Here is a 19,867-nt window from a genome sequence, read left to right on the forward strand (position 1 = left end):
AAAGCCGCAAATATTATTTCTCTTCCTGAGTTGTTTCACTGGCTACATTCCATCCGCCACCAAGCGCTTTGTACAAGTTAATTTGACTCGCAAGATACGCTTGCTGACCCGCAATTAACTGCTGCTGCGCGCCGTACCACGTACGCTGAGCATCAAGTACTTGCAAGTAGCTATCTGCGCCTTTTTCGTAACGCATTTTTGATAAATCAAACGTGATTTGTCGACTACTTATAAGCATATCAAGGGCACTTAATTGCTCTTGGTAACCTTCTCTATCAGCAAGTGCATCGGCAACTTCGCGAAACGCATTTTGAATTTTTTGCTGATACGTTGCCACTGCAATTTCTTGATCTGCTTTTGCTACATCAAGATTTGCTTGGTTACGTCCCATATTAAAAATAGGTAAGCTAATTGTCGGCACAAAACTCCATGTCCCAGAGCCTGAATCAAACAAGCCACTTAAGTCACTTGAAGCAGACCCCGCGTTGGCTGTTAAGCTTATGCTTGGATAAAACGCCGCTCGAGCAATACCAATATTGGCATTAGCAGCAAGCATTAAATGCTCAGCGGCTTTAATATCAGGGCGCTGTGATAGCAGATCAGACGGTAAACCAACGGGTACTTCTGGCATGCTGATCAAATTAGTTAGGTCTTTGTTAGGCAGCAAATCGGCTGAAACAGATTTCCCTACTAATAAATCTAGGGCACTTTTATCACGCTTTAACAAACGCTTATATGTTGCTATATCTACTTTTGCTGTAGCTACTGTGCTTTTAAGCTGCTCAAGGGTAATTGAAGACGTAGCCCCCAAATCAAAGCTTTTTTGCGTAAGCGATAATGACTCTTGCTGAGAGGTGAGCGTTTCTTTTGCCAGCTCTAGCAGTTGTAAGTCCGTCGCGTAACTAAGCCACGCATTTGCAAGCTCAGAAATTAAAGACACCTGCGTGCTGTATTGGCTAAGCTCTGTAGAGTATAAGTTTTGCAGTGCTTGCGCTGATTGATTGCGTACTTTGCCCCAAATATCTAACTCGTAAGAGGTAATACCCACTGTTGCACTGTATTGCGAGCTAATAGCTGCATCGCCAGTACCTGATAAGTCAGCCGGTAAACGCTGGCGCGTACCAGATGCATTTAAATCAAGGGATGGATACAAAGCAGAGTCTTCAATTTGATATAAACCACGCACACGCTGCACATTAAGCACTGCAATTTGCATGTCTTTGTTATGCTCAAGGCTTTGACTAATTAACGTTTGTAGTTTTTCGTCATTAAAAAACTGCTGCCAATTTAATTGCTGCGCAGCGGTTTTCCCAGTATCTGATGCATAAGCATCAGATACTGGTAGAGCAAGGTCTTTTTGCTCAGGCGCTAATTGGCAACCACTTAGCACCAATAAAGCAATTGCACTTAGGCTGAATGTTTTAATGCTCATTCTGCGCTCTCCTTCGTTGTCTCGTTAGCTTTGCCAGGAAATACACGGCGCACTAACACAAAGAATAACGGTACAAAAACAACAACTAATATTGATGATGCAAGTGTGCCGCCAATAATCGAAATACCTAACGCATTTTGCGCACCAGAACCCGCGCTTGAGGCAATAGCAAGCGGTATAACACCACAAATAAAGGCCATCGAAGTCATAAGTATTGGACGCAAACGTAGGCGAACAGCTGCAATAGCCGCATCAACTAAGCCAAGCCCTTCTTCCATTTTATGAATCGCAAACTCTACAATCAGTATCGCATTTTTAGATGCCAAACCAATGGTTGTCAACAAGCCTACCTGCAAGTAAATATCGTTAGATAAGCCACCGCCAAGCGCTGCCATAATCGCACCAAATATACCCAGTGGCACAATCATCATTACCGCAAACGGTACCGACCAACTTTCATAAAGCGCGGCTAAACATAAAAATACAAACAACAGCGATAAGCCATATAGTAGAGGTGCTTGACCGCTACTAGAGCGCTCTTGGAATGAAATACCGGTCCACTCAGACGAAATACCATTTGGTAATTGTTTAACTAAGCGCTCCATTTCATCCATTGCTTGGCCTGTACTGTAACCTGGCGCTGCACTACCTTGAATTTCCATTGCTGAAAAACCATTGTAACGCTCTAAACGTGGCGAACCATACGTCCAGTAGGCACTAGCAAACGCTGAAAACGGCACCATATCGCCATTATCATTGCGCACATACCACTTATTTAGATCCTCAGGCACCATGCGAGATTGTGCATCACCTTGCATATACACTTTTTTCACTCGACCACGGTCAATAAAGTCATTCACATAACTACTACCCCATGCTGTCGAAAGTGTACTGTTAATATCATTTTGCGACACGCCAAGCGCTTCGGCTTTTGCCAAATCTGTATCAAGTTGTAGCTCTGGCATATCTTCTTGTCCATTTGGACGCACGCCCGCTAAAATTGGACTTTGGCTTGCTAAACCTAATAACTGATTTCGTGCAGCTAAAAGTGCCTCATGGCCAAGGCCTACACGGTCTTGTAAGAAAATATTAAAGCCATTAGCAGTTCCCAGCTCAACAATTGCAGGTGGCGGAAAGGCAAAAACAAATGCTTCTTTTATCGTTGAAAAGTAGCCCATCGCTTTACCTGCAACACCTTGAACAGATAACTCGTCACGCTGACGCTCATCCCAATGTTTAAGATTTACAAAGGCAATTGCTGAGTTTTGGCCAGAACCTGCAAAACTAAAACCAGTCACGGTAAAGATACCGTTTACTGCTTCAGATTGATCGTTTAAAAAGTGGTTTTCTACCTTTTTAACAACCTCAAGCGTTTGTTGTGTTGTAGAACCCGCTGGTAATGACACTTGGTTAAACAAAATACCTTGGTCTTCGTCAGGCAAAAATGCCGTTGGCAAGCTTGAGAATACATAAACCATACCGCCCACAATCACGCCATAAATAAGTAAGTAGCGTTTAGAGTGAGTAAGCATGCGCCCTACAAAGCTTTGTGCACCTGAATTTGTTTTATCAAAACCACGGTTAAAGCCTGTAAAAAATCGACCAAATAACGTGTCATTGTTATGTACATGGCTTGGTTTTAAAAGCGTTGCACACAATGCTGGCGTTAAAATAAGAGCCACTAAAACAGATAACCCCATCGCCGATACGAGTGTTATAGAAAACTGACGATAAATTATACCGGTAGAGCCACTAAAGAATGCCATTGGAATAAATACCGCAGAAAGCACCATGGCAATACCTACCAGCGCGCCTTTAATTTCATCCATAGATTTACGTGTAGCTTCAAGTGCCGAGAGTTTTTCCTCGGTCATTAAACGCTCAACATTTTCTACAACAACAATTGCATCATCTACCAATAAGCCTATGGCAAGTACCATCGCAAACATCGTTAGCGTATTTATTGAATAACCAAAGGTGTATAAAATACCAAATGTACCTAGTAAAACTACAGGTACGGCAATAGTTGGAATAAGCGTTGCCCTAAAGTTTTGTAGGAACAAATACATCACTACAAAAACAAGTACAACAGCTTCAATTAATGTATGAATAACTTTTTCGATAGATAACGATACGAACGGCGTTGTATCGTAAGGTATTACCGCATCTAACCCTTCAGGGAAAAACGGTTTTAGCTCTTCAATTGCTTTTTTAACGCCCTCTGCGGTATCAAGTGCGTTAGCGCCACTGGCTAATTTAATACCTAAACCTGATGCAGGTTGCCCATCGTAACGAGCAACAACGCGGTAGCTTTCACCGCCAAGCTCTACTTTAGCTACGTCCTCTAGACGTACAAAAGAGCCATCTGGATTGGTTTTAACTAATATTTGTTTAAATTGCTCTGGCGTTTGTAATCGGCTTTGCGCCGTTACTGTTGCATTAAGTTGCTGACCATCAACGGCAGGCATACCGCCAAGTTGACCGGCAGATACTTGTGCATTTTGCGCACTAATTGATGCACTAATATCAGCAGGTGTAAGCTTATAATTTTGTAACTTTGCAGGGTCTAACCAAATACGCATCGCGTACTGAGAACCAAACAGCTGTACTTCACCTACGCCTTCAACACGCGAGACAATGTCTTGCACGTTTGATGAAACATAATCGCCAATATCAATATTAGTCATGCTGCCATCTTTAGACACAAAAGCATAAACCATTAAAAAGTTACGCGCTGATTTTGCAACTACCACACCTTGCCTTTGTACAGCTTCTGGTAATAGTGGAGTTGCTGTAGCTAGTTTATTTTGCACTTGAACTTGTGCAATATCAGGGTCAGTTTCAGCGCTAAACGAAAGTGTAAGCGTAGCAGAACCACTCGACTCAGACGTAGATGACATATAAAGCAAGCCATCAAGCCCTTTCATTTTTTGCTCAATAACTTGCGTTACCGTATCTTCAAGTGTTCGTGCAGATGCACCAGGGTACGTTGCAGTAATACTCACTGCAGGTGGTGCAATTGAAGGATACTGCGAAATAGGTAAACTCCTAATCGCCAAAATACCTGCAAGCATCACTACAATAGCGAGTACCCAAGCAAATATCGGTCTATCGATAAAAAATCGTGACATTAAAACTCTCCGTTATTGAGCTTGATCGGCTTTAGCAGACGATTGAATTTCAGATGGGTTCACAGGTGCACCAGGGCGGATTTTTTGTAAACCTTCAACTATTAACTTATCGCCATCACTTAGGCCATCAGTAACAAGCCAATCAGAACCAATAGTTCTATCTACTTTTAATACGCGGTTTTCTACTGTGTTGTCTTTACTGACAACCATTGCTGTTGGTTCGCCTTTTGAATTACGGCTAACGCCACGTTGCGGTACTAAAATCGCATCCGCTTTAACGCCTTCAACAATAGATGCACGTGCATACATGCCTGGTAATAATAGCTTTTCAGGGTTAGGGAACTTAGCGCGCAAAGTTACAGAGCCGGTACTTGGGTCAACAGTCACTTCTGAGAACTGCAACGTTCCTTTGTGAGAATACGCCGAGCCATCTTCCATTATTAATTCAACATCTGTTTGGCTGTTTGCATCAATACCTAAACGGCCAGATGCAATCGCTTTTTTAAGTTGCGTCAACTCATTGCTCGATTGTGTTAAATCAATATAAATTGGGTCTAATTGAGTCACTGTAGCAAGTGCTGTACTTTGATTTGCACTTACTAGTGCACCCACTGTTACGCTTGATTTACTAATTTGGCCACTAATAGGGGAAGACACATGGCTGTAATCAAGGTTAATTTGTGCTGATTTTAACTGCGCTTTAGCCGTTAATAATTCAGCATTTGCTTGTTTGTACGCAGCATCCGCTTCGTCAAAATCTTGTTGGCTCACTGCTTTGATTTTTAAGAGTTCGCCGTAACGTGATGCTTTTGATTTAGAGCTGGCGATGCTTGCCTCTGCGCGTGCAACGCTCGCTTCACTTGCTGCAAGGTCTGCTTCAAATGTAGCTGGGTCTATTTGATACAGTGCTTGGCCTTGCTTAACCTCTTTACCTTCGACAAATAAACGAGATTGCACAATACCACTTACTTGTGGGCGAATTTCAGCAATTTGAAATGCACTGATACGCCCAGGAAGTTCTTTTTTGAGAGTAAGCGCTTGGCTTTTTAATGTCAGTACACCCACTGGCACAGCTTGAGGAGCTGAAGCTTGTGACTGCTCAGCAGCCTGATCACAACCAGTTAAAGCAACAGAACCGACGAGGGCTGATAATACAAATAAAGCGATGCGGGAACGCTGCATGTTAAATACCTTTTAGTTTAGAGTGAACGATCATTCTAAATTAAAATGCGCTGATAATGAATCTTAATAAGGAGAAATTTACACAAACTTACACTATTGAATACAATATACGCCTTAGGTAGCATTTAATGTTAATTTGATGAAAATAGAATCAAAGCTGTTTGAAAATAGAATCAAAGCTGTTTGAAAATAAAGCAATTAAACAGATTGAAATAACCACTCATTTTAAGCACAGAACTTTTAAATAGGCACAAAAAAGCCAAGCAAAAACAGCTTGGCTATTTATATAAACGACTATCTTACTTTTTTAAAGGGGGTTGTCGTTCTGTGGATTAATAACTCTTGAAACTAACAACTGCTCTACCCTAATGCCCTCTACATCAACAACTTCAAACTTAAAGCCTGAAAAAGTTAAATGCTCTGCACGTTTAGGGATTCGCTTCATACTGTAAATTAAAAATCCAGCGACAGTTTCATAGTGCATCTGATCAGGAAATTCTTCTATATCAAGTACCTTTGCTAAATCGGTAATTGGAGTTAACCCATCTACAAGCCATGAATTTTTATCGCGCTCTATAATTAATTCATCACCTTGATGAGTAATTAAATCCCCCATAAACCCTTTCATTAAGTCTTTAACCGTTACAATACCTACCGAAAGCGCGTATTCGTTTACGACAACAGCAAATGGCTTTGCTGCGCTTTTAAACGCATTTAAGGCTTCTGATAGGCTTAATGTTTCCGGTAAGTAAAAAACATCTTTATCAATCAGCTCATCGTTTATATTGGCGGCTTCGCCTTTTAGTACTTGTCGTAAAATATCTTTAGATTCAACAGAGCCATGCAATTTATCTAAATTTCCTGACACTACTAAAAAGTGATTATGAGGGTGGTCAATAATTTTGGTCGCAATATCATGGCTAGATTCGTTTAAATCAAAATAGACAATTTGGTCGCGTGGCGTCATTACGCTTGATAAAAACCGCGCTTCTAGGTCAAACACATTACCAATGAGTTCATACTCTTGCTTTTGCAAACTACCATATGCAGCACCCGCTTCCATCATGGCAACAATGTCCTCAGTTGTAACGTTGTCTTCTCGCTCAGCAGGCACTTTAAATAAGCGCAGCACAAAGTTCGTTACCCCATTAAAAAACATCACTAGCGGAGTTAAGGCAAAGGTTACCCAGCGCATTATTGTAACGACTCTAACAGCGACAGCTTCTGGCATGATCATCGCTAAACGTTTTGGCATTAAATCGGCGAACAAGATAAACAGAGATGTAATAGTAAAAAATGAGAATAAAAAGCTAATTTTTTCTAAGTGTGCACCTTGATAAAAAAGCACTAAAACACTTTCAACATAAGGCGATAAAGCCTGCTCGCCCACAATACCACCCAAAATCGCAATCGCGTTGAGTGCAATTTGGATCATGGCAAAAAAAGCCCCTGGATTTTCTTGTAGCTTTAATACCGCTGCTGCTTTTATATTTCCTTCATCTGCCATTACCCGCAGTTTTATTTTACGCGACGCTGCAATTGCTATTTCTGACATAGCAAACAACGCACTGATCAAGATCAATAAGCTAATCCCGATTAAATCACCCATTTAACGCTCCAATAAGTTAGCGCTTTTTTAAACAAAAAGCAGCTGGATTATAATCGGTTTTTTAAACGCAGCAATTTATATTTACGAAATATATTTAAGCTATTAATTTTCAATTATTTAAGAGGTAAAACAGTGAGTTTAAAGTGCTTAAATTTTATTAAAGGCAACTTTTAATTGAGAAACTAAAGCCGGATCCATATTTATATTACAGGCAAAAAATAACGGAGACTGAGCTGTGTTTAAATCAAGTAATGGTTCTAGTAACTCAAGCTTAGGCTCTGTTTTAACTCGATAGTTAAATTGCTTTTTGTTGAGGATAACAAAATCAAGTATATGGTGACGAGTGCTTATGAGTTTATCTATTTTATCTAGGCTATCGATGAGTAATAAATGCTTACTTTCACTAAAACCCCTTTCAAGCAAATAATGATGACTAAAGTTATCACGCAGTACTGCTATTTTGTATTTTTTAGCATCATTGAGAGTGTTTAACTTTATACCTCTGGATTTTAGACCATAAATGGCAGAGTCAAAGCTTTCCAGTTCACCTACCCAGTTAAACTTACTTTCTCTATTAGGTAATCGAACAATCGAAAATATACAGGTGTTTTTATCGCGTAGCGCTGCATTGTAGGATATGGCCCAACTATGCGCCAACATAGTGTAGTTTATACCTGTACCTTCTAGCGCTTTATGAACTTTATCGACAGAGCGGCCAACGAGTTTGTTATCTTCATTAATATACTGAAAGTCCGGAAATACTTCCGTTACTATTGTAATTTCAGCTGCATCAACTTTAATACAGCTAATGAACAATAAAAAGATCAACAATTTCATCTAGCGAGGCCTCAACTAACTCATTATATGTATTTAATAAATATAGCTGAGGCTTTATGAACTGCTAGTTTTTAGTCATGTGATGCACACTTATACGCTGATAGTGCTAGTATTTATAGCTTCTACAGCTTACTTGTTCATTGCACTAATTAAAAAGGCTGAAATTTTAGCGCCTTCTCTAAGTGTAGTTTCTGAGCTTGATTGACCAACTAAAGAGCTGTCGGTAAATGGCGCTATCTCCATCATATCTGCACCCGTAATCGGGAACTCATCCGCAATGGCTGATAAAATATCAAGCGCATGCTGAGGCGTTAAACCGTGATGCTCTGGCGTACCTGTGGCGGATGCAAATTCAGCATCAAGTGCATCAATATCAAAGCTTACGTATATTTCATCAACGTTATCGGCTTTTAACTGTGCAATAGCGTCGGCAGCAACCGCTGCTGCGCCGCGTTCAATGATTTCATGTGCCCAGTGCTGTTTAACACCAAAAGTATTTTCCCAATGCGCTTTAGGCTTGCCACTTGAGCGTATACCAAATTGTATTAAATGATGCGGCGCCGGTAAAAACTCTAATATATGTGTACACCACGAGCCAAAACATAAATCAATACCTAAGCGCTCCACAAGTAAATCGGTATGCGCGTCAAAGTGAATAATAGCCGTGCGCTTACCTTGCTCACGTTTTGCTTTTAAGTACGCTTTAGTAAGTGGGTAACTGATTGAGTGATCGCCACCAATACCAAATAATCCTTTATCTTTAAACGTTGCGTAAAAACTGTCGCACACATCTTCAGTGATTGATAACGGGCTTACGTAATAGTCGTTATCTTCATCACCATATAAGGCTTTTTGGCAATTAGAAATGGTTGCATCATTTAGGTATTTGTCATGAAGTAAATGTGGGATCACACGTACATCACCCAAATCAAAAGAATGACACTGCGGTTGCTGATCAATTAAAGCTGAGCGCACAAACAACGGCCCCCAGTTTGCGCCGCGTAATATCCCACCGCCACAGTCTGAACTAATACCTAACATAACGGCTTTATGTGGTGAGTTTGGTAATTCGTTTAAAGACTCGCGCCACAAGTTATCAACGTTTTCAGTTTGTCCGTAAAGTTTATTACGCAGTGCGGCTTTGCGCTCTTTTGCAGTATTTACTGTGTATACGCCATCACCCGGTGCGCACAAACAGTGCTCAACTTTGTTTTTAAATGCTTCAAATTGTGTGCTCATAATAAACTCCTTCGGTTTTTATTCTGTACGTAGCTAATTAGTTTTGATTACTTTTGATTAGTTATGCAAAATCACTAAAAATGCCTAAACTTCAAATAAATGCCACTTTGCTAAATAAGTCAGTGCTTAATATAAGTAAACACGTTAGTTTTTACGTGTTCACTACAAGGTTAAGCCATTGAATTTATCTGAGATTAATGAAAATATGTTATCATCCATTTAATCGTAGTTACGCGCTTGAGTGATACTTATTATGTCTGCTTGAACATGTCAACAGCGCAACAAGGCTACGTATATAAGTACTTGAGTGAATATTCATAGTTGGTGAATAAATCAAATTAGCCATTAAAATTATTAAGGCTTTATTGGAAGAGTTAAGATAAAACGGACAATCGTCCTGTACTTGATAAACGTTTCTAGCAATCATGCTAGATTGACAACAAATTATTATAAAAGGCTTAGCTATGGAAAAGGTATTTCACTTAGGACTATGTATTGACGATCTTAAAGGTGCAAAACTTGCGATTGTACCGGGCGATCCAGATCGTGCAGCACGTATTTCACAATTCCTAGACAACCCAACCTGCCTTGCTCAAACTCGCGAGTTTCATGTTTATTTAGGTCAATTAAACGGCCACTCTGTGGTTGTATGTTCTACAGGTATTGGTGGTCCATCTACGTCGATTGCAGTAGAAGAATTAGCACAACTTGGCGTGCGTAAATTTTTACGTATTGGTACAACCGGTGCAATTCAGCCACACATTAACGAAGGCGAAATTTTAATTAGCCAAGCGTCTGTACGTTTAGACGGTGCAAGCCAACATTTTGCACCACTTAGCTACCCTGCTGTATCTGACTTTTATGCAACACAAGCTATGGTACAAGCATGTAAAAACCTAAATATCGATTTTCATATTGGTATTACTGCATCAAGCGATACATTCTACCCAGGGCAAGAGCGTTACGATACGCACTCTGGTTACGTTCCTAAATCACTACAAGGTAGCTGCGAAGAGTGGCAAAAATTGGGCGTGATGAACTACGAAATGGAATCGGCAACATTATTTACTATGTGTGCAGCCCTTGGATTACAAGCAGCATGTGTAGCAGGCGTACTTGTTAATCGTACTCGCCAAGAAATACCAAATGTAGACCACGGTGAAATTGAGCGTAAATCTGTAGCAGTAGTATTAGAAGCAGCTAAAGTATTACTTGATTAATACAGGTTATAGCAGTCAGTGAGTGAGTTAATTCGATAGAATGGCTCGCTTTAATAAAGCACAGCTCCGGCTGTGCTTTATTGTATGCAAGCCACTATTTAAGTGGTGCGCTAATTACTTTAAGTGCTGGTAAATGCGTAAAACTGGCAAGTACAGCTTTTGCCACTTGCGACTGGTTTTCACGACCCGCTGTTTCGAGCAATGTTATTCCCTTCACCGTACTTTCGTTAAAGCTAAGCCCAGCTAAAAAGAACTGACTTAGTGCACTTTGTAGTGGCGATAAACTTGGACTGTAAGCTGCATTTTCGGCGTAACTTCCGTAAAAATCACCATCACTAAATGTACTTATTTTTACGGCGCTAAAGTTTTGGCTGTAAGGCACGTACGCATTAAGTGCAAAACGCGCAAGGGTTTCATCAAGGCCATCAAAGCTAAAATTACCTTGCTGTGGTTTTGGGTTAAACAAGCTAAATTCGTTACCTAAATCGGTAGGTCCAAATGAATGCGGCAGTAATTCAGCAAGTTTAAATTGCTGATCAGGAAGTAAAATATCAAACTCTTTCGCATCAGCGAGTTCGTTCATAAACTGGCGACAATACCCACAAGGCGCATCGCTAATCGCAATTTTAACTATTTTTTTAGCGCCGTTTAACCATGCGTTATTTATAGCCGATTGCTCTGCATGAACCACTAAACTCAATGCTTGATGATCAAACTCTACATTCGCACCAAAGTAAAAGTTTACCTCACCCTTTTTATCAAGCGCTTTAACAATTGCGCCTACATGAAAATCTGACACTGGCGCAACGGCATACTCAGAAGCTAAAGGCACTAAACCTTGTAGTAATACATCATCAGACACATTGAGTTGCGCGCATAACGCTTTAATATTATTAGAATTTAATATGCCACGTTGTGATTTTAATTGACTACGTAATGACGCTGTTTGCGCTACGCTTAATGTGAAGTGCGAATTTGTAAGTGCTGTATCTTGCTGTACAGTAAAAGTTGCTGAAGCCATAATATTTTTTAATTATTCAATGGCTAAGTAGTTTAAAAGGTTAGGGTGTTAAATACCAGCCTATTTAACGCAAAAAAAGGGAGCACATCGCGTGCTCCCTTTTAATACTAATAGGTATACCTAACAAAATAAAGTGTTAGCCGGTATTACGCATACCTGCAGCTATACCTGTCATCGTGATCATTAACGCATTATCAATGTCACCTTCGTTTCGTTTTTCCTCTGAGCGAGCACGGCGTAAAAGCTCAACCTGTAATAGGTTAAGTGGATCGGTGTACGGATTACGTAAACTAATCGACTCCTTAATCCAAGGTTGTTCGGCGAGTAGGCTTTTTTGTGGGCTAAGTGATTGCACCAAGCTAATCGCTTCTTGAAGCTCTTTACGAAGTGTTACACCCAATGGTTTGTACATATCTTCCACCAGCGCATTATCGTAATGCTCACTCAACCAGCAATCGGCTTTACTAAATACCATTTCTAGCATTTCTAGGCGCGATCTAAAGAACGGCCACTGTAAGCTCATTTCGTTGAGTGTTTCTGCGCCGTACTTATTAAGCGCAGCTTTTAAGCCAGTTAACGCACCTAACCATGCAGGAAGCATTAAACGGTTTTGGCTCCACGCAAAAATCCATGGAATAGCACGCAGGCTTTCAACGCCACCATTAGGATTACGTTTTGCAGGACGCGAGCCAAGCGGCAACTTAGACAACTCAAGCTCAGGCGTTGCCATTCTAAAGTAAGGTACAAAGTTTTCATCGTGGCGAACTACATTACGGTAGTGTTCACACGACTCCTCACTTATTAGCTTCATTACTTCGCGCCACTGAGGTTTTGGTTCCGGCGGCGGTAATAAGTTACTTTGTAGTACTGCGCCTGCGTAAATATTTAAGCTTTGCAGTGCTACATCGGGTAAACCAAATTTAAAGCGAATCATCTCGCCTTGCTCGGTTACACGCAAACCACCTTTTAACGAACCTGGCGGTTGTGAATGCAGAGCTTGTGCAGCAGGTGCCCCACCACGCCCTACTGTGCCACCACGTCCGTGGAATAAAATAAGTTCAATACCACGCTCATCAGCAAGCTGCACTAGTTTATCCATTGCTTCGTACTGTGCCCAACCTGCTGCCATCATGCCGGCATCTTTAGCAGAATCAGAGTAACCAATCATTACATTTTGGGTGTTTTTAATGTGCCCGCGATACCAAACATTATCAAGTAATGTAGTAATTACATCACTGCCTGCGTTTAAATCGTCGAGTGTTTCAAACAATGGTGCAACTGGTAAATCAAAGCTACAGCCGCTTTCTTTTAGCAATAATTGTACTGCTAAAATGTCTGATGCTGTTCGCGCCATCGAAATAATATACAAGCCAAATGTTTGTTCGTCTTGCTTAGCAATAACGTCAAAGGTGTCTAGCACTTCTTGAACATCAGGGCTTGGTTGCCAATGTTTTGGAATAAGCGGTCTGCGAGAGTTAAGCTCAGTAAGTAAAAAAGCTTGTTTATCTTGCTCTTGCCATTGGTTGTAGTCGCCTAAACCTAAATAACGAGTCAGCTCAGAAAAAACATCGCTGTGGCGAGACGAATCTTGGCGCACATCGAGTTTAGCTAAACGCAGGCCAAAGCTATTAATACGGTACAGTAAATCAAGCAATAAGCCATCAGCAACTACTTTCATATTACACTTTAATAACGAGCGGTAGCAAACCTCTACAGGGTGCTTAAGCTGATTAATATCAGTAATTAAATCTTGTGAATCGCTACGCTTATTTTTAATTTTAGCGCCCAGGTGAGCCACGGTCTCTGCAACTTGGTTTTTAAGCTTTTTGATCACCGCTCTGTATGGTTCAAAGTCTTGACCTGCCAACTCAATAAGCTCATCACTGGCATCTGACATAGAGAGTTCAGCGCATAACGTTTTTAAATCTTGAATATATAAGTTAAGCGCCATCCAACGACCATGGTCAAGCACCTCTGCTGTAACCTGCGATGTTACAAATGGATTTCCATCACGGTCTCCACCCATCCAAGATGTGAACTCAATCGGGCTGTAATCTTTTGGTAGCTCTAAACTTAATTGCTCTTTAACATTGGCTGAAAATTCACGTAAAAAGCGCGGAACAGCGTGCCAAAGACTGTTTTCGATTACCGCATAACCCCATTTAGCTTCATCAACTGGCGTTGGGCGAGAGCGGCGAATGTCGTCGGTATGCCAAGCCTGGCTAATAAGCTGTTCAATACGATTTAAAATAGCATCTCGCTCTAGCGGTAAGTTATCTTTTCGCTCTAATGACGCTAAGCAATCACTTAGTTCAACATGTTTGTTAATAATAGTACGGCGCGTCACCTCGGTTGGGTGGGCGGTTAATACTAAGTTTATGTGGAGTTTTGAGAGTGTTTCGGCCAAATGATTACTATCTAGCTGGCCTTGTTCTGCTTTTGTAACTAACGTTTTTAATGTTTGAGTGAGAGGGTTTTGTTGACCAAGGCCAACGTCATTAAAACGCGAAACGGTATGAAATTGTTCTGCTACATTAGCAAGGTTTAAAAAATGATTAAATGAACGGGCAACCGGCAAAAGCTCTTCATCACTAAGCGCATGTAAAACATCTATTAGCGCTTGTCTGTCGTCTTCATTACCACTGCGAGATGATTTAGATAAAGCCCGAATTTCTTCTACTTTATCTAAAATAGCTTGGCCTTGAGCATCCTTAATAGTTTGTCCTAGTAATTGCCCAAGTAAATTTACATTACCTCGCAAGGCGGCATATTGTTCACTCATTTCTCATTCTCCTTTGTTTCGTAGGACACTATTAATATCATCATGAAGAGAAATTTAATAGATCCATTTGCAATGTCTTGTCGTAAAAAAGTATATATAAAATAATCACAAAGCGATTACATGATCATTTTTTACGATGGAAACTGCCCTCTTTGCAGCACCGAAATGCAGCAACTAAAACACGCAGACTCTAAAAATCTAATTACGCTTGAAGATCTTAACGCGAGCGACTTTAGTGAACGCTACCCGTATATTGATAAAGACAAAGCAATGAACTACCTGCAAGCCCAAAAGCAATCAGGTGAAATGATTTACGGGCTTGATGTAACGTACGAAGCATGGAAAATAGTGGGTAAACACAGCTGGTTGAAAATTTTTCGCTTGCCAATAATTCGCTTTTTCGCTGACTGCGGATACCTGTTATTTGCTAAGTATAGGCACCCCATCAGTCGCTTTTTAATGCCAAATACTCAGTGCAGTAACGGCCAATGTGGACTAAAAGCAAAAGGTGATAAATGAAAACCATTGTTTTATTCGGCGCAAGCAGTGCCATAGCAAATGCATATATAGAACATTTACAAATAAACACGCCTACTCATCAGATAGTTTGTATTAGTTCAAAAAGTATTGAATCTGACTCAAGTGTTGTCCACCTGCATACTGACTATACAAAACAAAGTTTAGTGCGCGTCACTAATTACCTAAAAGAGCAAAATGCCGATATACAACAAGTTATTATATTCAATGGTACACTGCACAACGAAACCCATATGCCCGAAAAAAAGCTGGAGGATTTAGACGCTGAGTATTTTAGCCAACTTCTCAATTCAAACACCCTAACTCCCCTACTTTGCTTGCAGAGTATTTTGCCGCTCTTAACACATAAAACGCACTGTACTATTACAGCACTCAGTGCGCGTGTGGGCAGCATTAACGACAATAAATTAGGCGGTTGGTATACGTATCGCGCCTCTAAGGCTGCTCTTAACATGCTATTTAAAACCACAGCGATTGAGCTTTCACGCCGAGCTAAAAATACCAAGCTCGTTTTATTTCACCCAGGTACTACTGATACCGCGCTTTCAAAGCCATTTCAAAAAAATGTACCCGCTGGAAAACTCTTTACAGCTGAATTTGTAGCTAAGCAGCTTTTTACACTTACTTTTAGTAACCCTCATTTAGAACTCAATGGTGAGCCTGCCTACTTAGATTGGCAAGGCGAAACCATACCGTGGTAAGGAACTTTAATGCATTTTACTAAAGAGCGCATAAACGCACTGGAAAAACACACTCGTACTCATTTAATTAATTCGCTTTCGGGTTTTAAAAGCGCCAACTTAATTGGCACGCAAGACAAACAAGGCAATACTAATCTCGCCATTGTTAGCTCTGTTATTCATTTAGGTGCTCACCCGCCGCTAGTTGGCATGATAATGCGCCCAAATAGCGTGCCTCGCCATACGTTCGAAAACATAATCGAAACCGGTAGTTACACCATTAACCAGGTTAATAAAGCTATTTATAAGCAAGCTCATCAAACATCAGCCCGCTACGACAAAGGCGAGTCAGAATTTGCAGCGACAGGTTTAACGCCCGAATACTTAAACGACTTTGCAGCGCCTTTTGTTAAAGAAAGCCGCTTAAAGTACTCGGTTAAATTTGTAGAAAACCAACATTTAGCCATCAATGGCACAGAGCTTGTAATAGGTGAAATCACTGATGTGTATTTAGATGAAGTAGCACTTCAAAGTGATGGCTTTTTAGATTTACAGGCTATTGAAACGGTGGCAGTAACCGGGCTTGATAGCTACCACACAAGTAATAAACTCACGCGTTTACCTTACGCTAAAAAATAATATGCCATTTTAAGAGGCTATAAACTAATAGCCTCTTATCGCATAACATTGAATTTTACCTTGGTATTAATCACACTAGCTAAAAATCCAAGGAGAAAAATATGACCACCATCGGTATTGGTACACAATCAAGCGAGCAAGCGCTGGCAAGCCTAAGTAACATGACGCAAACGCTGACCCCTATCGCAGCTGACGAACATTTAGAGCGCATAGCCAAGGCTCAAGCGTATATGCTAGCAAACAACATAGATGCAATTTATTTAAACGCTGGCACCAACCTTACCTACTTTACAGGCATGAAATGGTACGCGAGCGAACGTATGGTTGGCGCGATATTACCCGCCCTTGGTGAAGTACAATACATTGCGCCTTATTTCGAAATTGGTTCACTAAACGGGTTTAAAGTAATAGATGGGCCTATTCATGGGTGGCAAGAGCACGAAAATCCTTATGCACTTTTTGTCGAAGTATTAAAAAAGTTAAACATTAATGAAAACGCAACCATTGGCATTGATGAAAGCGCACAATTTTTTATATTCGACGGCATTAATAAAGCACAAACGGGTTTAACCCTCATAAATGCACAACCTGTAACGGCGCATTGCCGTATGCATAAATCAGTTCATGAACTTAGCTTAATGCAACGCGCGATGGACATGACCTTAGCCGTACATCAAGCCACAGCAAGTATGCTTTATGAGGGAATAACCACCACCGAAGTAGAAGCCTTTATTAAGAAAGCACACCAAAAAGTAGGCGCGCCAGGTAACTATTTTTGTATTGTTTTATTTGGTGTTGCAACGTCTTTCCCGCACGGTGTTAAAGATGCCCAAATACTTAAAAAAGGCGATATGGTACTAATTGATACCGGCTGTAAAGTACACGATTACCTATCAGATATAACCCGTACCTATGTATTTGGCGAACCAACAATGCGCCAACGTATGTTTTGGGATCATGAAAAAGCAGCGCAAATGGCGGCATTTAATGCAGCTAAAATTGGTGCTACGTGCGAAGACGTAGACGCGGGCGCCCGTAACTATTTAGCGGCGCAAGGGCTAGGCCCGCAATACCAAACACCGGGTTGCCCACACCGAACTGGCCACGGCATTGGGCTAGACATTCATGAATGGCCATACTTAGTTGGCGGTGATAAAACCCCACTTGCCCCAGGCATGTGCTTTAGTAACGAACCAATGTTAGTTATACCCGATGAATTTGGCGTACGCTTAGAAGATCATTTTTACATGACCGACAACGGCCCTCATTGGTTTACACAACCAAGTTATAGTATTGACGACCCATTCGGGCTTAACGCTTAAAACTGAATACCTTCAAGAGCAGCTGCTTAGCTGCTCTTTTTAGTTTGGTATTGATAAAGTGCAGTTCATCCCAATATCCCCTGTTATACCAAAGCAATCCTCAAAAGGATAAATATGAAAAACTTTAAAATTGATATCGTTTCAGACGTAATGTGCCCTTGGTGTGTAGTGGGTTATAAAAACCTAGAAACTGCACTAGAGCAACTCAAAGACGAAATGAGCGCAGATATTACGTGGCATCCTTTTGAACTAAACCCAGATATGCCAATTGAAGGTCAAGACTTAAACGAACATTTAATGCAAAAGTACAACCTAACAGAAGAGCAAGGCGACGAAAATCGTAAAAACATGTTCGAAGCAGGTCAGCGTGCTGGGTTTACCTTTAATTTTGATGGCAAACGCATCATGATCAACAGCTTTGATTTACACCGCCTACTTACTTGGGCGCGTGAAGAAGATAAGCAAACCGAATTAAAGCTTGCCATGTTTGAAGCACACTTCACCGATTTAAAATACTTAAATCAAGAAGAAGCACTGCTCGACGTTGTTGAAAAAGTAGGTCTTGATAAAGAAACTGCGCGCGGTATCCTACATTCAGACAAATACGTACAAGACGTACGCCAAGAGCAAGACAACTTTAAACAGATGGGTATTACGTCAGTACCTACGTTTATCATAAACGATAAGTATGCACTTACTGGCGGACAACCAAGCGACTCATTCATTCAGGCACTAAAACAAATTAGTGAAGAAGAGGCTAAGCAAGACGCTTAATACACAAATATAGTTTAAAATTAAGAAAGGCTGCACATTGCAGCCTTTCTTGTTTATTCATCAGTTCAAAAACAATACAAATTTATTATTTACCTTGAATCTCTTTTGGTGTCATTATAGAAACGAGATCTAACAAATCGATAATAATACCTATAAAGGGATTTATAATGAAATATATAATTACAACTTTGACGTCACTGTTTCTTTTAACCGCATGTTCGACAACACATCTACCTGATAGCCCTAACTCTACACTGATAATGCCCAGTCCTGCGGAGTATCCAATTAAAAGTGTCCGTGAAAAAATTGAAGGTAGTGTGACAATGTCTTTTGATGTAGATACATCTGGTAAGCCAGTTAATATTAAAGTGATTAAAGCTGAGCCTGTGAAAATTTTTGATAAAGCAGCGATTCGCTCTCTTTCTAAATGGCGTTACGCACCTAAAGTAGTTAATGGTATTACGGTAGTTGATGAAGACTTAGAAATGACTATAGATTTTAATTTGGCAAAATAATAACTAACTAAAACTAAAAAAAGCTGCACATTGCAGCCTTTTTCTATACAGCGAAGGTTACTTCTTTACTTAAAAATAAACTAAGTACGATAAAGCACTTTAATTACATGCCAGCCAAATTTTGTTTTAACTAGGTGTGGCTCTAAAATTTCGCCTTTAAATGCAACCTTATCGAACTGTGGTAGATATTAAGCAAGACAGGCACCTATTTTTAACAAGCAAAACTATCCTAATTAAAGTGGGTGCCACGTTAATTTTTCATGAACCTACTTAACCTTACAAAGAGTTAGCACAATCAATATATTTATTTGCCACTTTAAACAATTGAGTATGTTCAGAGCTTGTCATCTCTAAGAGTAACTTTAACATTTTTTTGTCCTTAGCACTTGTAGCAACAAATATTGGGCTTTCTATAAATCTCCGTTTTGAAAATAAGGATATGTCGTTACTTAGCAAATACCTGACACCTTCATAGTTTGAACGATAAACAGCCATATCAAGCAAAACATCCCCATATTTATGAAGGATATTACTTTTTTCAAATTCCATTTCATTATTCATCAGTCTCTTCAATACCTTACTCGGGAAATCATACTCTCTCATAAGTTCATGCCCCAATTCTCGTCGGGCAAGTTCACCGACCTCACTCAAGTCAGCCGTTTGAACCATCTCTGCATACTTTGAGCAAGACCAGACATTATTTGCACACAGTAAAAGTATTGGGACAATATATTTTACTAATCGTATGTTACCGAGGGATATAATCAACCTTTACTCCTGTAATTCTGTGGTATTTGAACTGATGCTTTACTGGTATACAGGTGGGCGCAGACAAGCCTAATAAATCACCGGCCAAGTGTCCTATCCATCCAGAAGGATTTGTAACAACTGTGGCTGAAGTTCCTAAGGCAATAAACTAAGATGACACCCATCCTAATTCTTAGTTC

16 protein-coding genes and 1 pseudogene are annotated in these 19,867 nt (G+C 40.4%); 7 read left to right on the forward strand and 10 right to left on the reverse strand.

What is annotated here, in order from left to right; all coding sequences use genetic code 11:
* Positions 1-13: 13 nt before the first annotated feature.
* The 6 genes from H5090_RS05190 to H5090_RS05215 all read right to left on the reverse strand — a co-directional run bounded on the left by H5090_RS05190 (position 14) and on the right by H5090_RS05215 (position 9,430).
* Positions 14-1,432 carry an efflux transporter outer membrane subunit gene (locus tag H5090_RS05190; protein ID WP_182695187.1) on the reverse strand — a complete coding sequence of 473 codons (1,419 nt, stop codon included), beginning with the start codon at positions 1,430-1,432 and terminating at the stop codon, positions 14-16.
* A complete protein-coding gene (locus tag H5090_RS05195; RefSeq protein ID WP_182695188.1) occupies positions 1,429-4,563 on the reverse strand; it encodes an efflux RND transporter permease subunit in 3,135 nt (1,044 codons plus the stop codon). The genes H5090_RS05190 and H5090_RS05195 overlap by 4 nt, the downstream gene beginning before the upstream one ends.
* 12 nt (positions 4,564-4,575) lie before the next feature.
* The gene (locus tag H5090_RS05200; RefSeq protein ID WP_182695189.1) at positions 4,576-5,745 is read right to left on the reverse strand and encodes an efflux RND transporter periplasmic adaptor subunit; all 1,170 of its coding nucleotides are present in this window, start codon (positions 5,743-5,745) and stop codon (positions 4,576-4,578) included.
* Between the two features lie 307 nt (positions 5,746-6,052).
* Positions 6,053-7,354: a hemolysin family protein gene (locus H5090_RS05205; protein WP_002959027.1), complete on the reverse strand. Its 1,302-nt coding sequence runs from the start codon at positions 7,352-7,354 to the stop codon at positions 6,053-6,055.
* Positions 7,355-7,501: 147 nt separating this feature from the next.
* On the reverse strand, positions 7,502-8,191 hold the full coding sequence (locus tag H5090_RS05210; RefSeq protein WP_182695190.1) for a transporter substrate-binding domain-containing protein: 690 nt from the start codon (positions 8,189-8,191) through the stop codon (positions 7,502-7,504).
* Positions 8,192-8,320: 129 nt separating this feature from the next.
* Entirely contained in the window at positions 8,321-9,430 is a 1,110-nt protein-coding gene (locus H5090_RS05215; protein WP_024605708.1) for an arginase family protein, read from the reverse strand.
* A gap of 464 nt (positions 9,431-9,894) precedes the next feature.
* On the opposite strand from H5090_RS05215, the gene udp reads away from it, so the two are divergent.
* Entirely contained in the window at positions 9,895-10,650 is a 756-nt protein-coding gene (gene udp, locus H5090_RS05220) for a uridine phosphorylase (protein WP_007582384.1), read from the forward strand.
* A gap of 94 nt (positions 10,651-10,744) precedes the next feature.
* Here the strand turns inward: udp and cdd are convergent, their stop codons facing one another.
* Together cdd and ppc are read right to left on the reverse strand one after the other, a co-directional pair.
* Entirely contained in the window at positions 10,745-11,671 is a 927-nt protein-coding gene (cdd, locus tag H5090_RS05225; RefSeq protein ID WP_165742548.1) for a cytidine deaminase, read from the reverse strand.
* Positions 11,672-11,807: 136 nt separating this feature from the next.
* Positions 11,808-14,453, reverse strand: a complete 2,646-nt coding sequence (gene ppc, locus H5090_RS05230) for a phosphoenolpyruvate carboxylase (RefSeq protein WP_002959021.1) — start codon at positions 14,451-14,453, stop codon at positions 11,808-11,810.
* A 120-nt stretch (positions 14,454-14,573) separates the two neighbouring features.
* On the opposite strand from ppc, the gene H5090_RS05235 reads away from it, so the two are divergent.
* The 6 genes from H5090_RS05235 to H5090_RS05260 all read left to right on the forward strand — a co-directional run bounded on the left by H5090_RS05235 (position 14,574) and on the right by H5090_RS05260 (position 18,920).
* Positions 14,574-14,972: a thiol-disulfide oxidoreductase DCC family protein gene (locus H5090_RS05235; RefSeq protein ID WP_002959020.1), complete on the forward strand. Its 399-nt coding sequence runs from the start codon at positions 14,574-14,576 to the stop codon at positions 14,970-14,972.
* Positions 14,969-15,691, forward strand: a complete 723-nt coding sequence (locus tag H5090_RS05240) for an SDR family NAD(P)-dependent oxidoreductase (protein WP_182695191.1) — start codon at positions 14,969-14,971, stop codon at positions 15,689-15,691. The genes H5090_RS05235 and H5090_RS05240 overlap by 4 nt, the downstream gene beginning before the upstream one ends.
* A gap of 9 nt (positions 15,692-15,700) precedes the next feature.
* The gene (locus tag H5090_RS05245) at positions 15,701-16,309 is read left to right on the forward strand and encodes a flavin reductase family protein (RefSeq protein ID WP_007375568.1); all 609 of its coding nucleotides are present in this window, start codon (positions 15,701-15,703) and stop codon (positions 16,307-16,309) included.
* Between the two features lie 101 nt (positions 16,310-16,410).
* Entirely contained in the window at positions 16,411-17,631 is a 1,221-nt protein-coding gene (locus H5090_RS05250; protein WP_182695192.1) for a Xaa-Pro peptidase family protein, read from the forward strand.
* Between the two features lie 114 nt (positions 17,632-17,745).
* The gene (locus tag H5090_RS05255; protein WP_182695193.1) at positions 17,746-18,405 is read left to right on the forward strand and encodes a DsbA family oxidoreductase; all 660 of its coding nucleotides are present in this window, start codon (positions 17,746-17,748) and stop codon (positions 18,403-18,405) included.
* Positions 18,406-18,572: 167 nt separating this feature from the next.
* On the forward strand, positions 18,573-18,920 hold the full coding sequence (locus H5090_RS05260; protein ID WP_182695194.1) for an energy transducer TonB: 348 nt from the start codon (positions 18,573-18,575) through the stop codon (positions 18,918-18,920).
* Between the two features lie 80 nt (positions 18,921-19,000).
* Here H5090_RS05260 and H5090_RS05265 read toward each other — a convergent pair.
* Positions 19,001-19,105, reverse strand: a pseudogene (locus H5090_RS05265) (peptidylprolyl isomerase); the annotation flags it as partial.
* Between the two features lie 91 nt (positions 19,106-19,196).
* Entirely contained in the window at positions 19,197-19,589 is a 393-nt protein-coding gene (locus tag H5090_RS05270; protein ID WP_033037352.1) for an ankyrin repeat domain-containing protein, read from the reverse strand.
* Between the last annotated feature and the right edge of the window lie 278 nt (positions 19,590-19,867).

Origin of the sequence: Pseudoalteromonas sp. SR43-5 (assembly GCF_014163835.1) — a bacterium.
Taxonomy (GTDB): domain Bacteria; phylum Pseudomonadota; class Gammaproteobacteria; order Enterobacterales; family Alteromonadaceae; genus Pseudoalteromonas; species Pseudoalteromonas distincta.

What these genes read in the sequence shown, in the direction of transcription:
- H5090_RS05245 (WP_007375568.1), top strand. Translation starts at nt 15,701, where the DNA reads ATGCATTTTACTAAAGAGCGCATAAACGCACTGGAAAAACACACTCGT.
- H5090_RS05250 (WP_182695192.1), top strand. Translation starts at nt 16,411, where the DNA reads ATGACCACCATCGGTATTGGTACACAATCAAGCGAGCAAGCGCTGGCA.
- H5090_RS05270 (WP_033037352.1), bottom strand. Translation starts at nt 19,589, where the DNA reads ATGGTTCAAACGGCTGACTTGAGTGAGGTCGGTGAACTTGCCCGACGA.
- H5090_RS05255 (WP_182695193.1), top strand. Translation starts at nt 17,746, where the DNA reads ATGAAAAACTTTAAAATTGATATCGTTTCAGACGTAATGTGCCCTTGG.
- H5090_RS05215 (WP_024605708.1), bottom strand. Translation starts at nt 9,430, where the DNA reads ATGAGCACACAATTTGAAGCATTTAAAAACAAAGTTGAGCACTGTTTG.
- ppc (WP_002959021.1), bottom strand. Translation starts at nt 14,453, where the DNA reads ATGAGTGAACAATATGCCGCCTTGCGAGGTAATGTAAATTTACTTGGG.
- H5090_RS05235 (WP_002959020.1), top strand. Translation starts at nt 14,574, where the DNA reads ATGATCATTTTTTACGATGGAAACTGCCCTCTTTGCAGCACCGAAATG.
- cdd (WP_165742548.1), bottom strand. Translation starts at nt 11,671, where the DNA reads ATGGCTTCAGCAACTTTTACTGTACAGCAAGATACAGCACTTACAAAT.
- H5090_RS05210 (WP_182695190.1), bottom strand. Translation starts at nt 8,191, where the DNA reads ATGAAATTGTTGATCTTTTTATTGTTCATTAGCTGTATTAAAGTTGAT.
- H5090_RS05200 (WP_182695189.1), bottom strand. Translation starts at nt 5,745, where the DNA reads ATGCAGCGTTCCCGCATCGCTTTATTTGTATTATCAGCCCTCGTCGGT.
- H5090_RS05260 (WP_182695194.1), top strand. Translation starts at nt 18,573, where the DNA reads ATGAAATATATAATTACAACTTTGACGTCACTGTTTCTTTTAACCGCA.
- H5090_RS05240 (WP_182695191.1), top strand. Translation starts at nt 14,969, where the DNA reads ATGAAAACCATTGTTTTATTCGGCGCAAGCAGTGCCATAGCAAATGCA.
- H5090_RS05195 (WP_182695188.1), bottom strand. Translation starts at nt 4,563, where the DNA reads ATGTCACGATTTTTTATCGATAGACCGATATTTGCTTGGGTACTCGCT.
- H5090_RS05205 (WP_002959027.1), bottom strand. Translation starts at nt 7,354, where the DNA reads ATGGGTGATTTAATCGGGATTAGCTTATTGATCTTGATCAGTGCGTTG.
- H5090_RS05190 (WP_182695187.1), bottom strand. Translation starts at nt 1,432, where the DNA reads ATGAGCATTAAAACATTCAGCCTAAGTGCAATTGCTTTATTGGTGCTA.
- udp (WP_007582384.1), top strand. Translation starts at nt 9,895, where the DNA reads ATGGAAAAGGTATTTCACTTAGGACTATGTATTGACGATCTTAAAGGT.